The following is a 418-nucleotide window of genomic DNA, read 5'->3' as shown; positions in this document are numbered from 1 at the left end:
AATTGAAATGTGTAAACCAGTGAGGAATTCGGTATGAAAAATGAGTTAGATCCGAGCAAAGTACTACAGGCTTACGAATGTGTGATGAACAACGGTACACCAACCGAATTTGGTAAAATGTATGAAGGTGTAGAAGCCTTTTCTGACTACGATGGGTACAACGTTTTCTTGAGAGGAAATGGTGTTGAGCTAAAAATTGGCTTCCACAACACCTATCACTTGGAATATGACCAAGAGCATTTGAAAGAGAGCTTTCTGAAAAAGATTGCGACGCTCGCCAAGTAAACGGTCATCACCCAAATATTAAAAAAGCCCTTGGGAGAATGCCCCCTTGGGCTTTAGGAGAAGAAATGAGCTTGTCTTGCTCGCTCAGTAAAGTCAAACGAGCTTTCGCCTACTGCTAGAAAAAGGCGAGAAC

General features: G+C 42.1%; 1 protein-coding gene. It reads left to right on the top strand.

What is annotated here, in order from left to right:
- The first annotated feature begins 33 nt into the window (after window positions 1-33).
- Window positions 34-285, top strand: coding sequence for a DUF3081 domain-containing protein (locus tag IQR33_RS17460; protein ID WP_005374440.1), 252 nt, complete (start codon window positions 34-36; stop codon window positions 283-285).
- Window positions 286-418 lie beyond the last annotated feature (133 nt).

It is taken from the genome of Vibrio sp. OPT46 (assembly GCF_015163535.1).
Taxonomy (GTDB): Bacteria; Pseudomonadota; Gammaproteobacteria; order Enterobacterales; family Vibrionaceae; genus Vibrio; species Vibrio alginolyticus.
The sequence above is the reverse complement of the archived record's forward strand: the minus strand, read 5'-3'. Positions and strand labels throughout refer to the sequence as shown.

Bases quoted from the DNA above. Each gene is read 5' to 3' on its own strand.
- IQR33_RS17460 (WP_005374440.1), top strand. From the start codon at position 34: ATGAAAAATGAGTTAGATCCGAGCAAAGTACTACAGGCTTACGAATGT.